Raw genomic sequence first — 13,853 nt, forward strand, 5'->3', positions numbered from 1 at the left:
GGCAATTGCCCTGACATGATAAATGCTTCCTTAATGGAAAACGGCCCCGCGCCGTCGCAGCCGGGTTTGGTGCCACCAGCGCTTCCAGCGGATATGCTGCACAACCATGGATAGGGTCGACTGTGTCGTCATCGGAGCCGGCGTGGTCGGCCTCGCGGTGGCTCGAAAGTTCGCCCAGGCCGGGCGCGAGGTCATCGTGCTGGAGGCAGCCGAGGCGATCGGCACCGTCACCTCCTCCCGCAACAGCGAGGTGATCCATGCCGGCATCTACTACCGCGCCGGCAGCTGGATGGCGCGCATGTGCGTCAGCGGCAAGCACGCGCTCTACCGCTACTGCATCGAGCGCGGCATCCCGCACAAGAATTGCGGCAAGCTGATCGTCGCGACCAGCCCGAAAGAGACCGAGAAGCTGCAATCGATCAAGGCGCATGCCGAGGCCAATGGCGTGCTCGACATGCAGCTGCTGTCAGGCGAAGCGGCACGCGCGCTGGAGCCGGCGCTGGCCTGCGACGCTGCGCTGCTGTCGCCGTCGACCGGCATCATCGACAGCCACGCCTACATGCTGTCCCTGCGCGGCGAGGCCGAGGAATCCGGCGCGGCCTTCGCGTTTCACACGCCGCTGCTCCGCGCCAAGGCGGCCGGCGGCGTGATCGAGATCGACGCCGGCGGCGAAGCGCCGATGACCTTGCAGTGCGGCCTGCTCGTCAATGCCGCGGGGCTCTCGGCAACCATGGTGGCACGCCACATCGACGGCATGCCGATCGACCGGATTCCGCCGGCCTATCTCGCCAAGGGAAACTATTTCAGCTGCAATGCCAGGGCGCCGTTCTCACGCCTGATCTATCCGGTGCCCGAGCCTGGCGGACTAGGCGTGCATCTGACGCTGGACATGGCAGGGCAGGCGCGTTTCGGTCCCGACGTCGAGTGGATCGAGACGATCAATTACGAGGTCGATCCGTCACGCGCCGAGCGCTTCTATCCGGCGATCCGCAAATACTGGCCGACGCTGCCTGACGGCGCGCTGATGCCGAGCTATTCGGGCATCCGTCCGAAGATCGTGCCGCCCGCGGTCGCCACGCAGGATTTTCTGATGCAGGGTCCGCGCGATCACGGCGTCGAAGGCCTGATCAATCTGTTCGGCATCGAATCGCCGGGACTGACCTCGTCACTCGCGATCGCCGATCACGTCGCCGAGCTCGCAGGACTCTAAGCGCCGCGCAAACATCCTCGCGCGGTTTCGCACCTTCCAGCAGGGACGAGCGCAACAGCTCTCATCCCTGCGTGAAGGGTGCGGTCAAACTCTACACTGTTACGGGGGTTACTAGTGGAGCGTATCGCCTTGCTTCAGACGCTCGATCTGGTCCTTGACCATCAACTTCCGGCGCTTCAACTCAACAATTTGCAGGTCGTCTGTTGAAAGGTGCACGAGAGCTTCGTGCAATTCGTTTTCGAGAAGCTTGTGCTTCCGCTCCAATTCAACAAGATGTGCCTGAATTGTCATTCGAAACCTCCTCGGTAGGGTTGAACCTCAGGATTCGATCCGGACGCGCAAGTCTACATCACCGATTCGTTCTGTCGATAAGTATCCGCCGAGCCAGCTTCATTTTTGAAAATTCATATGTAACGATCGGTGAGTAAGGAACCGCGCTGGAAAAATCCATGATATCAATGCGCTTGCGCAGCGCTGCCGCGAATCGCCTGAAATATCTCGCGGAAGATCAGTGAGCAGCGGCCCGAGATCGCTTGCGATCACGCCGCGCAAGGACGATAATTTCCACAGGGCATCCACAGCCTTAATCTCAAGCCCATCGGTTTTCGGCCACCGCAGACATGACCAATGAACACGAGCGTGAGCTCGAAGCCGAGCTCACCCGGTTGCAGCAGGAACACCGAGATCTCGATGCGGCGATCGATGCACTGCATCAATCGCCCGCCCCCGACCTGTTGCGGTTGCAGCGGTTGAAAAAACGCAAGCTGTTGTTGCGCGACCGCATCGCGTTCATCGAAGACCAGATCACGCCCGACATCATCGCCTGACCCGCGCCGGCGTTTCGCAGCGGCCTTTCGCGCCTCTGAATCCGCTTGACTCCAAAAGAACAAAATAGGAACATTTAAGCACCCTACGCCCCCAGGAAACGCCCAAGGGCTCCGCAAGGAGACCACACGAGGACAACGCAGATGTCGGCAACCGCCCTTCTCGACAACAGCCACTATGAACAGGCCTGCGATCAGGCAATCGCGATGTGCGACGGCAATCTGCGCAGCACCATCAAGGCGCTGATCATGGCCAATGAATATCTCGAAGCCGAGCTCGAGGAATTGCAGGCGGCGATTGCGGCCGGCTGCATTCCAGAGACCTCACGCAGCAAGATGCGGAGCAACAGCAGCGCCGCCTGACTTTTATTCCCGGAGCAACGCCATGTCGGACGTGACCTACTACGTTGCAATGCCCTTCCTGATCGATGCCGACGGATCGCCGGTCGCAGGCACCGCGGAGGAATGCCAGAGCTCGACGGCCGCGTTGCGGCGCGCCGAGATCATGGCGCACGTTGCAGGCCATATCGGCGCGGTCGCGTTCAGTCGCAGCGGCGATCCCATGACCGGCGAATTCGGCGACGCCACGCTATTGCGCAAATTCGGCAACGTGCCGGAAGATCTCGCGACGCTGTAGAGTCAGCTGCTCACGAGCCTGATGCGCGGCTCGTGCCGCCGGCGCGCCTTGCGCACATACATGGCCGCATCGGCCTCCTCCAGGGCGCGGCCTGCATCGGACTGTGCTCCGAGCAATGCAACGCCGGCGGATGCGCCGGCGGTCACGCCCTGGCCGCGAAAGCTGAAGGACAATTCGTCGATCGCCTGCTCCAGGGCCGCGGCTTTCGCCTGGGCATCGGTCTCGCTGAGATTCCAGAGCAGCAGCGCGAACTCGTCGCCGCCGAGCCGGCCGACCACGTCAGAGGCGCGGACCTGCCGCGTCAGCGTGGCCGCGATCGCCTTGAGCACCTCGTCGCCGGCCGCATGGCCGAAGGAATCATTGATCGGCTTCAGGCGGTCGACATCGAGCACGATCAGCGCGCCGCTGGCGCGATAGCGCTTCATGTAGGCGATGGCGCGCACCAGCTCGCGCTCGAAACCGCGCCGGTTCGGAATCTCGAGCAGGAAATCGGTATCGGCAGCGGCTTCGAGTTCCGCAACCCGCAGCAAGGCCGCCTTCAGCTTGCCCCGCAGGTCGCGGATAGTTTTTGCGTTCTCCGTCGCGCCGCCGTCAGACGCTCCGCGCCGCGCCGGCTTGGCAGAATGCCTGGCGGCGCGCATGGGAGCGGCCTTGGATCGGCTGGCGCTGGTCTTGGGGCCCCTTTTGGCCTTCGCAGCACGCGCCCTTTTTGGTTTCTTCATGGGCATCCTGCTCAATGAAGGCTTGCGGGGATTCACCAAGACAGGATAGTGCATTCCCTTCTCCTTGCCACCGCCTTGCGAGCCGCCGGCCGGAACCATTAATCTGGCCTATCTTTCTGTTTTCCGAGCACAATTGACGTCATGACCGCGCCGATCGCCATCATCATGGGAAGCCAGTCGGACTGGGAGACGATGCGGCACGCCGCCGACACGCTCGCAGCGCTCGGCATTGCCGCCGACACCCGCATCGTCTCGGCGCACCGCACCCCCGACCGGCTGTTTGCCTTCGCCAAGGGCGCCAAGGCGGCCGGCCACAAGGTCATCATCGCCGGCGCCGGCGGCGCGGCCCACCTGCCCGGCATGGCCGCGGCGTTGACGGAACTGCCGGTGTTCGGCGTTCCCGTCGAATCCAGGACGCTCAAGGGCATCGATTCGCTCTATTCGATCGTGCAGATGCCCGCAGGCATCCCGGTCGGCACCCTCGCCATCGGCAAGGCCGGCGCGATCAACGCGGCGCTGCTTGCCGCTTCCGTGCTGGCATTGTCCGACCCGGCTCTGTCGGATCGCCTCGCCGCCTGGCGCAAGGCGCAGACCGAGGCGGTTGCCGAGCGCCCGGAGGACAAGGCGTGACTGACGCAAAGCAGGTGAAGCTGAAGCCCGGCGACACCATCGGAATCCTCGGCGGCGGACAATTGGGGCGGATGCTGGCCATGGCCGCCGCGCGGCTTGGCCTGCGCTGCCAGATATTCTCGCCCGATCCGGATTCGCCGGCCTTCGACGTGGTGCTGAACGCGACCTGCGCCGAATATGCCGACGTCGAGGCGCTGGAGCTGTTCGCGGGCGACGTCGACGTCATCACCTATGAATTCGAGAACGTGCCGTCGGCGGCTGCGATGGTGCTGGATGCGCGCCGCCCGGTGCTGCCGAACCGCAAGATCCTCGAGACCACGCAGGACCGCCTCGCCGAGAAGGATTTCGTGACCAAGCTCGGCATCGGCACCGCGGCCTATGCCGACGTCACCTCGGTGGCCTCGCTGCGCGAGGCGATTCTGAGGATCGGCCTGCCGGCGGTGCTGAAGACCCGCCGCTTCGGCTATGACGGCAAGGGCCAGGCCATCATCCGCGAGGGCGACGACATCGCCAAGGTGTGGACCAGCCTCGCCACCAAATCGGCGATCCTGGAAGCCTTCGTGCCCTATGAGCGCGAGATTTCCGTGATCGCCGCGCGCTCGGCCACCGGCGAGGTCGAGTGCTTCGACGTCACCGAGAACGAGCACCGCGACCACATCCTGAAGATTTCGCGCGCGCCTGCGCCGATCCCGGATGCGCTCGCCGAGGAAGCGCGCAGCATTGCCGGCAAGATCGCAACCGCGCTCGACTATGTCGGCGTGCTGGCGGTGGAGATGTTCGTGCTCGCCAACGGCACCGGACCGAAGGTGCTGGTCAACGAGGTCGCCCCGCGCGTGCACAATTCCGGGCACTGGACGCTCGACGGCGCCTCAGTCTCGCAGTTCGAGCAACACATCCGCGCCATCGCCGGCTGGCCGCTCGGCAAGCCCGTGCGTCACGGCGAAGTCGTCACCATGACCAATCTGATCGGTGACGAGATCCACGATTACGACAAGTGGCTGAGCGTGCCGGGTGCGACCGTGCACGTCTACGGCAAGGGCGCGCCGCGCCCGGGCCGCAAGATGGGCCATGTCACCGAAGTCAGGCCGCCGAAGTTCAAGTAGCGGGACCGCAGCGAATGCTGCGATCCCGCCTGTCGGCTAGGCCGTCTTCACACCGGCGACGACGCCGGCGGGCTCCTCGCTGAGCCAGCGATAGATCACTCCGCCCAGCGCGCCGCCGATCAGCGGTGCGACCCAGAACAGCCAGAGCTGCGCCAGCGCCCAGCCGCCCACGAACAGCGCCGGGCCCGTGCTGCGCGCCGGGTTCACCGAGGTGTTGGTGACGGGGATGCTGACGAGATGGATCATCACCAGCGCAAGCCCGATCGCGAGCGGCGCAAAGCCCGCGGGCGCGCGGCCATGCGTTGAGCCCATGATGACGAACAGGAACATCATGGTCATCACCACCTCGGTGATGAAGCACGCGACCATGCTGTACTGGCCGGGCGAATGCGCGTCATAGCCGTTCGAGGCGAATCCCTTGGTAATGTCGAAACCTGGGGCGCCGCTTGCGATCACATAGAGCAGCTCGGCGGCGACGATCGCACCGCAGACCTGTGCGATCACGTAAGGCAAGATCTGGCCCGCCGGAAAGCGCCCGCCGGCGGCAAGCCCGATGGTGACGGCCGGATTGAGGTGGCAGCCCGAGATGTGGCCGATCGCATAGGCCATGGTGACGACGCTCAAGCCGAACGCCAGGGAGACACCGACGAGGCCGATGCCGACCTGGGGGAACCCGGCCGCGATCACGGCGCTGCCGCAGCCGGCAAATGTGAGCCAGAATGTGCCGATGGCCTCGGCGGCGTATTTCTTCATATCCATGTGGCGTCTCCCCTGATTGCAAGATCTCCGGATCAACTTCCGGAAAGCGGCCCGTCCTGGGCGCCAAATCACCCCAAAATAGGACCGCATAGGGCATTTTCGCCGCATTTAATGGCTGAACTTGGCCCGAAAACCCGCTTGGCCGGTGGACATCAGGGGTTTTGTCTGATACATCCGCGCCCTCAGGTTAAGGGCTTGTGCGTTTTGCCATCCCCTTTGACTTACCAGAATTCAAATCCGATCCACTGAAGAGGATGCCGCGTGCAGGTTCTCGTTCGCGATAACAATGTCGATCAAGCCCTCAAGGCGCTGAAGAAGAAGATGCAGCGCGAGGGTATTTTCCGCGAGATGAAGCTCCGCGGTCATTACGAGAAGCCCTCCGAGAAGAAGGCCCGCGAAAAGGCCGAAGCCGTGCGCCGTGCGCGCAAGCTGGCCCGCAAGAAGCTGCAGCGCGAAGGCCTGCTGCCGATGAAGCCGAAGCCGGTGTTCGGCGCCGGTCCCGGCGGTGAGCGTGGCGGCCGCGGCGGCCCGGGTGCTGGTCCGCGCGGACCGCGCTGATTTGCCGAACTTGTAAGATCTCGGTTTTCGATGACGCGGGCCCCTGGCCCGCGTTATTGTTTTGTGAGCGGTGCCTTGCTGGGACAGGGCACTACCGATGCGGCACTGACGCGCGACGAGACCGGATGAATCGTCATCGCGCTTTGGATTGTTGTTCGGGCATGATCCGGAGGAGCGCTGCGCACTCTTCCGGATCATGCTCTAGCGCGAGCGAACGGTAGATGGCCTCCCTTTTCCCCGAGCGCGGCTTGGCGCGGCTCCGCCAGATCTGGCAGCAGCCGCTCGCGCTGGCTTTGATGGGAGTTGTGCTGTGTGGCTGCTCCTTCGACCTGGGATCGCTGATGCCGGAGAAGGACAAGCCGCAGGAGGCGCCCAAGGCGGCGGCCGCTGCCGAGAGCGCGGTCAGCGCCGGCAACGTCACCGAAGCCCAGGCCCACACCGCAAAAGCCCAGTCCCTCGCCAAGTCGGGCGAGACCGCGGCTGCGCTCGACGAGTTCAATCGCGCGGTCGGGCTCGACCCCTACAATGCGCAGGCGCTCTATGGCCGCGCCCTGATCTACCAGAGCAATAATCAGCACGACTTCGCCATCGCCGATTTCAGCGCCGCGAGCGGACTCAACCCGCAGAAGGTCGAGCCGCTGCTCGGCCGCGCCAACAGCTTTCTCGCGCTCGGCAAATTCAAGGAGGCCGCGGCCGACCTGGACGAGGCCTCCGAGGCCGATCCGCACAATGCCCTGGTCTGGACCGCCCGCGGTCAGGCCTATGAGCGGCTCGGCGACAAGGCCAAGGCGGCGGCATCCTACAACAAGGCGGTTGCTCTGCGTCCACGCGACGATGCCGCCCGCAGCGGTCTTGCCCGCGTCGGCGGCTGACAGTCTTGGCGCCGCGCAGGCGCCCTCTTAATCGGGAGTCCCGCTCTTCGGCAGAACGGCGTGGAACATCGACTTCATGCCGGACAGCATCTCGTCGGCGACATTGCTCTTCTTCGTCCGCGGCATGGTCGCGCCGGCGTCGGCGCGCAGGTCGAGCGGCGGTGCGATCACCGGCACCGGAATGTCGGCCGGTGGCGTCAGCCGGTTCGGATCGTCATTGCCGACCGAGGCCGTATAGGGCGGGTTCGCCTGTGACGCGCCGTCGTTGCCATACATCTCGGTCGACGGCGTCGACACCGTGATCGGCGGCGGCAGCGGACGCACCGCGGACGGCTCCGTCATCGCGCGCGGGGCTTCTGGGGTACGGGACGCTTCCCGCACCGCAGGCTCCGCCGGCTTCTCGGCCGGCTTGACCTCTGAAGACTTGGTTTCAGAAGACTTGGTTTCAGAAGACTTGGTTTCGGAGGATCTGGCCTCGGCAGCCTTGCCCTCAGGCGATTTGCGCAGGCGCTCGATGGCGGCGCGCGCGAGATCGTTGGCGTCGGGGGTTGCGGCCGGGGATGCCGCGGCCGGCGCCGAATTGGCTTCCACCACCGGAGCGACAGGCGCAGCCGCCGCGGGGGTCGACTTGGCGGCGGCCTTCTCGCGCGCGCCGTTGCGGCCGCGCGGACCGGTCTCGGCGGGAGCCACGTCGGCGGCCTTTTCAGCGCTCTTGGATTCGGCCGGATGGTCGGCAGACTTGTCAGCAGGCTTCTCGGCCGCTGCCTTGTCGGAGACGCTCTTCTCGGAGACACCCTTGGCCTTGACGCCGGGCGCCGGGAGGTTGGCGACGTCGGCGGGCTTGCCGCTCTTGCCGGCGTCGGCGGGGGCGACCACGGCCGCAGGGGCGTCGGCCGGCTTGGCGTTAATGTAATGATTAACGATGTAGGCCCCGATGATCGTCGCGAGCACCGAGGGGAAAATATCCATCGATATTTTAGCGAGGTATTTCAGCATTTCTCGGCCACTCCCCGCGCGATCTGATGCGGGAACTTTGGGGCATTGTAAGGGATCAACTGCGACGGATCGATGGCAAAAGGTAACCCGCGCCTTACGGCTTCAGCTCGATTTCAAGGAACACGATCTCGGTTGAGGTTTCGTTAAGTACGTCGTGTTGGACGCCGGCCTTGCGGAAGTAGGATTTTCCCGCCCTAAGCTGCGCCTTGGACCGCTCGCCATTGGGCGCCACGATGGTCATCTCCCCCGCCACCACGGGCACGATGACGTAGTCCATGCCGTGGGTGTGATGCCCCGTGGCACTGCCCGGCGCGAGCCGCCACTCGGTCACCCGGACCTGCTCGTTCTCGATTTGAACCTCGGATTTGGCGGCAAGCATCGGGAATCCTTCTACGGGACGAACACCATGAACACGTAGACGGCAAATACCACCATATGGACCAGCCCGAACAGGACGTTGGTCCTGCCGGTGCCGAAGGTCAGCATGCTCAGCAAGAATGTCAGGAACAGCAGCGCCGTGTTCTGGGGGTTGAGGCCCAGCACGAGCGGCTGGTCGAGGGCATAGGTGGCGATCCCGACCGCCGGGATGGTCAGGCCGATCGTTGCAAGCGAGGAACCGAGCGCCAGGTTGATGCTCTTCTGGAGGTCGTTCTTGCGCGCCGCCGCGATCGCCGAGACGCCCTCCGGCATCAGGATCAGGAGCGCGACCAGGAGGCCGGCAAAGGCCGGCGGCGCGCCGATCCTGACGGCGACGGCGTCGACCACCAGCGAGAATTTCTTGGCGAGAAGGACGACGGCCAGGAGCGAGATCAGCAGCAGCGCGACGCTGAGCGCCAGCATCTTGCCCGACAGATGCGCTTCCGCGCTTTCGCCCTCCGCCCGCTCGTGGACGAAGTAGTCCTTGTGCAGAACGGTCTGGGTGTAGAGAAACACGCCGTAAAGCACGATCGTCACGAGGTCGACGAAGCCGAGCTGAAGCGTCGAATAGATCGGGCCCGGCGTGGTCAGCGTGTAATTGGGCATGATCAGCGTGATGGTCGCCATCGCGGTCAACACGCTGAGATAGACGTTGGCGCCCGAGACCTGAAAACCCTGCTCGCGGTAACGCATGCCGCCGATGAAGACGCAGAGACCGACGAGGCCGTTGCAGACGATCATCACCACCGCGAAGACGGTGTCGCGCGCAAGCTCGGGGGCCGGCTTGTCGCCAAGCATGATGGTGGTGATCAGCGCGACCTCGATGATGGTGACCGCCAGCGTCAGCAGCAGGGTGCCGAAGGGCTCGCCGATCCGCTCCGCGATCACCTCGGAATGGTGAACGGCCGCGAACACGGTGCCGAAAAGAATCACCAGCAGCACGATCGCGAACAGGCCACCGCCGGCCGACAGCGTGAAGCTGTAGCCGGTCGCGGTGACGATCAGGAACAGCAGCACCGCCAGAGCGGGGAAGATCCATGACGACCGCGGCATCGGTCCGTGTGCGCTCATACAGGCGATTCCTTCAATAGACAGACGGATTATGCGCGAGAAGATCGCGCCCGTCAGCCCTCAGGAGCCATTGATGAACTGGCGCGCGATCTCGATGGCGCCAAAGTTACCGAGATCGTCATGCCCGCCATTGGGAATGCGAACGAACCGCTTCGGCTGGTGAGCCAGCGCAAACAGCTTCTCGCCGAATGCGATCGGGACGGTCTGGTCCTGCGCGCCGTGCATGATCAGGAGCGGCACTGTGACGCGTCCAATGCGCTCGTCCGAGTGAAACGTGTCCCGTATCAGGAGACGAACCGGAACGAAGGGAAAATGCGCGCCGGCGATGTCGGCGATCGAGCTGTAGGGCGCCTCCAGGATCAGCTTCCCGACCGGATGCTCGGATGCGACCGCGACCGCTACGCCGGTCCCGAGCGAGAAGCCCCAGGCGACGATGCGCTGGGCGTCATAGCGTTCCGCCGCGAATGAATACGCAGCCGCGCCGTCACGCAGCAGCCCGTCCTCGCTCGGCGCGCCGCTGGAGCCCGCATAGCCACGATAGGACAGCGCGACGAGCCCGGTGCCGTCGGCCGTGATGGCCTTGAAGCGGCCGGCCAGGCCGGCGAGGAAATCGCCGTTACCGTGGAAGAACAGCACCACGGCGCGGCCGGGCTTCGGCGGCACGTGCCAGAGGATCACCTTCTCGCCATCGGACGTGGTGAGAACATGCTCCTCGGCTTGCGGAAATCCCGCGGCGGCAGGTGCGGTGCGCTCAGTGGTCGGGATCGGAAACAGCATGGCGCGCTGCTTCACGAACAGCAGGACGAGGCCGGCGCAATAGCCGGCCGCGAGGATGATGGCCGCCCATTTCAGGAATGTCATCGCGGCCCTGTCATTCCACGGCTCAGGGCTTGCGGCGACGCTTGAGCAATTTGAGGACGTCGGTGCGGATGCTCAAGGGGATCTCGCGACAGCCGCACGCGGTAGCATGTGCGGCATGCCATGCGACGCGCTGCTCGCGCGTCGCCTTCTGTGGCATGCGATGGGAGCGGTGCCATTCCCTGTTCAGGGCCATGGTCCGCTCCCCCTGCGATTACATCGCCTTGACGATGTTCTCGGTGACCTTCTTCGCGTCGCCGAGCAGCATCATGGTGTTGTCGCGATAGAACAGCGGATTGTCGATGCCGGCATAGCCCGACGCCAGCGAGCGCTTGATGAACATCACGGTGCCGGCCTTCCAGACCTGGAGCACGGGCATGCCGTAGATCGGCGAGGTCTTGTCCTCTTCGGCCGCCGGGTTGGTGACGTCATTGGCGCCGATCACGAAGGCTATGTCGGCCTGCGCGAACTCGGAGTTGATGTCCTCGAGCTCGAACACCTCGTCGTAGGGCACGTTGGCTTCGGCCAGCAGCACGTTCATGTGGCCGGGCATGCGGCCCGCGACCGGGTGAATGGCGTATTTCACCTCGACGCCTTCCTTCTTCAGGATGTCGGCCATCTCGCGCAGCGCGTGCTGGGCCTGCGCCACCGCCATGCCGTAGCCGGGCACGATGATGACCTTGGAGGCGTTCTTCATGATGAAGGCCGCATCGTCCGCCGAGCCCAGCTTGGCGGGCTTCTGCTCGCCCGTACCGCCGCCGGCCGCGGCGGTCTCGCCGCCGAAGCCGCCGAGGATGACCGAGATGAAGGACCGGTTCATCGCGTGGCACATGATGTAGGACAGGATCGCGCCGGAGGAGCCCACCAGCGCGCCGGTGATGATCAGCGCGGAATTGCCCAGCGTGAAGCCGATGCCGGCCGCGGCCCAGCCGGAGTACGAGTTCAACATCGAAATCACGACCGGCATGTCGGCGCCGCCGATCGGGATGATCATGAGCACGCCGAGGGCCAGCGCCAGGATGACGTTGAGCCAGAAGAACACGGGGCTGCCGGTGACGACGAGCCCGACGATGCAGGCGACCAGGGCGACCGCGAGCGCGATGTTGATAAGGTGCCGCGCCGGCAGGATGATCGGCGCGCCGCTCATGCGGGCCGACAGCTTCAGGAACGCGATCACCGAGCCGGTGAAGGTCAAGGCGCCAATGGCGACGCCGAGCGACATTTCGACCAGGCTCTGGGTGTGGATGTTGCCGGGGGTGCCGATGTCGAAGGCTTCCGGCGCATAAAACGCGCCGGCGGCGACCAGCACCGCGGCCATGCCGACCAGCGAGTGGAAGGCGGCGACCAGTTCCGGCATCGACGTCATCGGCACGCGGCGCGCGATGACGGCGCCGATCGCCGCGCCGATGGCGATGCCGACGATGACGAGCAGCCAGGCGAGGCCGTCCGCCGGCGGATGGTTGGCAAGCGTCGTCGCAACCGCGATCGCCATGCCGATCATGCCGAGCAAATTGCCCTGGCGCGAAGAGGCCGGGCTCGACAGCCCGCGCAGCGACAGGATGAACAGCACCCCCGCCACGAGATACAAGAATGCAGAGAGATTGGCGCTCATCTCAGGTCCCCATTGATCCCATCAGCCCGAGGTGGCCGCTTACTTCGACTTCTTCTTGTACATCGCCAGCATGCGCTGGGTGACAAGGAAGCCGCCGAAGATGTTGATGCAGGCAAAGATCAGCGCGACGAAGCCGAACGCGCGCGCCCAGCCCGAGCCGCTCGAGACATTGGCGACGCCGCCGGCAAGCAGCGCGCCGACCACGATCACCGAGGAGATCGCGTTGGTAACGCTCATCAGCGGCGTGTGCAGCGCGGGCGTCACCGACCACACCACGAAATAGCCGACGAAAACGGCGAGGACGAAGATCGACAGCCGGAAGATGAAGGGGTCGACGACCTGTGCAGCATGCTCCATGACGGGTCTCCTTAAACCTTCGGCTGGAAGTTCGGGTGGATCACCGCGCCGTCCTTGGTCAGCGCAGTCGCCTTGACGAGCTCGTCGTCCCAGTTGACGGCGAGCTTCTGCTCCTTCTTGTCGACCATGGTCTCGATGAAGGAGAACAGATTGCGGGCATAGAGGCTGGAGGCCGAGGCCGCGACGCGGCCGGCGACGTTGGTGTAGCCGACGATCTTGATGCCATCGAGATCGACGACCTCACCGGCCTTGGCGCCCTCGACATTGCCGCCGCGCTCGACGGCGAGATCGACCAGCACAGAACCCGGCTTCATCGACTTGACCATCTCGGCCGAGACCAGCTTCGGCGCCGGCCGGCCCGGGATCAGCGCGGTCGTGATGACGATGTCCTGCTTCTTGATGTGCTCGGCGGTGAGCGCGGCCTGCTTGGCCTGGTATTCCTTGGACATTTCCTTGGCGTAGCCGCCGGCGGTCTGCGCGTTCTTGAACTCCTCGTCCTCGACGGCGAGGAACTTCGCACCGAGCGATTCCACCTGCTCCTTGGTCGCGGGGCGCACGTCGGTCGCGGTCACGACGGCGCCGAGACGGCGCGCGGTCGCGATCGCCTGGAGGCCGGCGACGCCGACGCCCATCACGAACACTTTTGCGGCGGGCACGGTGCCGGCCGCGGTCATCATCATCGGGAAAGCGCGGCCGAAGGCCTCGGCGCCCTCGATCACGGCGCGGTAGCCGGCAAGGTTAGCCTGCGAGGACAGCACGTCCATCACCTGCGCGCGGGTGATGCGCGGCATCAATTCCATTGCGAAGGCGGCGACGCCGGCATCGGCGATCGTCTTCAGCGCCGCCTCGTTGCCATAGGGATCCATGATGGCGATGACGAGCGCGCCGCGCTTGTACTGCGCAAGCTCGGAGGCTTCAGGGCGCTTCACCTTGATGATGATGTCGGCATCCTTCAGCGCATCGGCGCTGACGGTGGCGCCGACGGCGGTGAACTCGGAATCCGGCAGGCCCGATTTGAGGCCGGCGCCCGGCTCGACCACGACCTCGGCGCCCAGCGCCTTGAATTTCTTCACCGTATCAGGCGAAGCGGCGACGCGCGGCTCCGACGGATCGATTTCCTTGGCAACGGCGATCTTCATAGGCCCTCCGGCGGCGCGGGACAGCGCGCGCACAAAAAAACAGCGTTACTCCCGCAACGTTCGTTACCGGTTTTGGAACCGGCTTGGA

General features: G+C 64.9%; 18 protein-coding genes. 8 read left to right on the top strand and 10 right to left on the bottom strand.

Translation table 11 applies throughout. The features are described from left to right. Positions 1–106: 106 nt before the first annotated feature. Positions 107–1,210 carry an NAD(P)/FAD-dependent oxidoreductase gene (locus tag AAFG16_RS42285; protein ID WP_283082108.1) on the top strand — a complete coding sequence of 368 codons (1,104 nt, stop codon included), beginning with the start codon at positions 107–109 and terminating at the stop codon, positions 1,208–1,210. A 111-nt stretch (positions 1,211–1,321) separates the two neighbouring features. Here the strand turns inward: AAFG16_RS42285 and AAFG16_RS42290 are convergent, their stop codons facing one another. Continuing rightward, positions 1,322–1,501 (bottom strand): DUF465 domain-containing protein, encoded by a 180-nt coding sequence (locus tag AAFG16_RS42290; RefSeq protein ID WP_025034152.1) that lies wholly within the window; start codon positions 1,499–1,501, stop codon positions 1,322–1,324. 329 nt (positions 1,502–1,830) lie between these two features. On the opposite strand from AAFG16_RS42290, the gene AAFG16_RS42295 reads away from it, so the two are divergent. The 3 genes from AAFG16_RS42295 to AAFG16_RS42305 all read left to right on the top strand — a co-directional run bounded on the left by AAFG16_RS42295 (position 1,831) and on the right by AAFG16_RS42305 (position 2,671). Continuing rightward, entirely contained in the window at positions 1,831–2,037 is a 207-nt protein-coding gene (locus AAFG16_RS42295) for a DUF465 domain-containing protein (RefSeq protein WP_342734846.1), read from the top strand. A 141-nt stretch (positions 2,038–2,178) separates the two neighbouring features. Further along, positions 2,179–2,397 (top strand): hypothetical protein, encoded by a 219-nt coding sequence (locus tag AAFG16_RS42300; RefSeq protein WP_342734848.1) that lies wholly within the window; start codon positions 2,179–2,181, stop codon positions 2,395–2,397. 22 nt (positions 2,398–2,419) lie between these two features. Next, positions 2,420–2,671 carry a hypothetical protein gene (locus tag AAFG16_RS42305; protein WP_027561025.1) on the top strand — a complete coding sequence of 84 codons (252 nt, stop codon included), beginning with the start codon at positions 2,420–2,422 and terminating at the stop codon, positions 2,669–2,671. A 2-nt stretch (positions 2,672–2,673) separates the two neighbouring features. Here the strand turns inward: AAFG16_RS42305 and AAFG16_RS42310 are convergent, their stop codons facing one another. Then, positions 2,674–3,393 carry a GGDEF domain-containing protein gene (locus AAFG16_RS42310; RefSeq protein WP_342734851.1) on the bottom strand — a complete coding sequence of 240 codons (720 nt, stop codon included), beginning with the start codon at positions 3,391–3,393 and terminating at the stop codon, positions 2,674–2,676. A 141-nt stretch (positions 3,394–3,534) separates the two neighbouring features. Here AAFG16_RS42310 and purE point away from each other — a divergent pair, with 141 nt between their 5' ends. Both purE and AAFG16_RS42320 read left to right on the top strand, forming a co-directional pair. Next, a complete protein-coding gene (gene purE, locus AAFG16_RS42315) occupies positions 3,535–4,023 on the top strand; it encodes a 5-(carboxyamino)imidazole ribonucleotide mutase (protein WP_027561027.1) in 489 nt (162 codons plus the stop codon). Continuing rightward, the gene (locus tag AAFG16_RS42320) at positions 4,020–5,126 is read left to right on the top strand and encodes a 5-(carboxyamino)imidazole ribonucleotide synthase (RefSeq protein ID WP_342734854.1); all 1,107 of its coding nucleotides are present in this window, start codon (positions 4,020–4,022) and stop codon (positions 5,124–5,126) included. The genes purE and AAFG16_RS42320 overlap by 4 nt, the downstream gene beginning before the upstream one ends. Positions 5,127–5,162: 36 nt before the next feature. On the opposite strand, the gene aqpZ is transcribed toward AAFG16_RS42320, so the two are convergent. Further along, positions 5,163–5,885 (bottom strand): aquaporin Z, encoded by a 723-nt coding sequence (aqpZ, locus tag AAFG16_RS42325; RefSeq protein ID WP_283082112.1) that lies wholly within the window; start codon positions 5,883–5,885, stop codon positions 5,163–5,165. 261 nt (positions 5,886–6,146) lie between these two features. Here aqpZ and rpsU point away from each other — a divergent pair, with 261 nt between their 5' ends. Beyond that, positions 6,147–6,443 (top strand): 30S ribosomal protein S21, encoded by a 297-nt coding sequence (rpsU, locus tag AAFG16_RS42330; protein WP_027545547.1) that lies wholly within the window; start codon positions 6,147–6,149, stop codon positions 6,441–6,443. 221 nt (positions 6,444–6,664) lie between these two features. Further along, positions 6,665–7,315 (top strand): tetratricopeptide repeat protein, encoded by a 651-nt coding sequence (locus AAFG16_RS42335; protein ID WP_342734856.1) that lies wholly within the window; start codon positions 6,665–6,667, stop codon positions 7,313–7,315. 27 nt (positions 7,316–7,342) lie between these two features. Here AAFG16_RS42335 and AAFG16_RS42340 read toward each other — a convergent pair whose 3' ends face one another. The 7 genes from AAFG16_RS42340 to AAFG16_RS42370 form a co-directional block, all read right to left on the bottom strand. Further along, the gene (locus AAFG16_RS42340) at positions 7,343–8,311 is read right to left on the bottom strand and encodes a hypothetical protein (RefSeq protein ID WP_342734858.1); all 969 of its coding nucleotides are present in this window, start codon (positions 8,309–8,311) and stop codon (positions 7,343–7,345) included. 94 nt (positions 8,312–8,405) lie between these two features. Further along, positions 8,406–8,690, bottom strand: coding sequence for a cupin domain-containing protein (locus tag AAFG16_RS42345; RefSeq protein ID WP_342734860.1), 285 nt, complete (start codon positions 8,688–8,690; stop codon positions 8,406–8,408). An 11-nt stretch (positions 8,691–8,701) separates the two neighbouring features. Next, positions 8,702–9,799 carry an ionic transporter y4hA gene (locus tag AAFG16_RS42350; RefSeq protein ID WP_283082116.1) on the bottom strand — a complete coding sequence of 366 codons (1,098 nt, stop codon included), beginning with the start codon at positions 9,797–9,799 and terminating at the stop codon, positions 8,702–8,704. 60 nt (positions 9,800–9,859) lie between these two features. Beyond that, entirely contained in the window at positions 9,860–10,660 is an 801-nt protein-coding gene (locus AAFG16_RS42355; protein WP_342734862.1) for an alpha/beta hydrolase, read from the bottom strand. A 211-nt stretch (positions 10,661–10,871) separates the two neighbouring features. Beyond that, complete coding sequence (locus AAFG16_RS42360) at positions 10,872–12,269, bottom strand: NAD(P)(+) transhydrogenase (Re/Si-specific) subunit beta (protein ID WP_283081893.1); 1,398 nt, start codon at positions 12,267–12,269, stop codon at positions 10,872–10,874. Positions 12,270–12,308: 39 nt separating this feature from the next. Continuing rightward, a complete protein-coding gene (locus AAFG16_RS42365; RefSeq protein ID WP_014492434.1) occupies positions 12,309–12,626 on the bottom strand; it encodes a proton-translocating transhydrogenase family protein in 318 nt (105 codons plus the stop codon). An 11-nt stretch (positions 12,627–12,637) separates the two neighbouring features. After that, entirely contained in the window at positions 12,638–13,765 is a 1,128-nt protein-coding gene (locus AAFG16_RS42370; RefSeq protein ID WP_283082118.1) for a Re/Si-specific NAD(P)(+) transhydrogenase subunit alpha, read from the bottom strand. Between the last annotated feature and the right edge of the window lie 88 nt (positions 13,766–13,853).

The organism is Bradyrhizobium sp. B117, assembly GCF_038969555.1.
Classification (GTDB): Bacteria; Pseudomonadota; Alphaproteobacteria; order Rhizobiales; family Xanthobacteraceae; genus Bradyrhizobium.